This window comes from Paraclostridium sordellii (assembly GCF_000953675.1).
Classification (GTDB): Bacteria; Bacillota; Clostridia; order Peptostreptococcales; family Peptostreptococcaceae; genus Paraclostridium; species Paraclostridium sordellii.
Genome location: NZ_LN679998.1, coordinates 3,393,522 through 3,393,742, shown reverse-complemented (window position 1 = coordinate 3,393,742; position 221 = coordinate 3,393,522). Strand labels below are relative to the sequence as shown.

Annotated in this window: 1 pseudogene; it reads left to right on the top strand. The window is 33.0% G+C overall.

What is annotated here, in order from left to right:
• A pseudogene (locus ATCC9714_RS18025) lies at positions 1-221 on the top strand (N-acetylglucosaminidase); the annotation flags it as partial.

The window sequence follows — 221 nt, the reverse complement described above, 5'->3', positions numbered from 1 at the left end:
CAAAATGGATGGTATAAGATAAAATATAACGGTGGATATGGATATGTATCAGGAGATTATGTAAAAGTAGATGCAGAAAGTAAGCCAGATGTAAAGCCAGAAGAGCCAACAGTTAAAAATACAGGAGTAGTAAATGCAACAACATTAAATGTAAGAAGCGGATATGGAGCAAACTACTCAAAAATAGGAACATTAACAAATGGGTCAAAAGTAGAAATAGT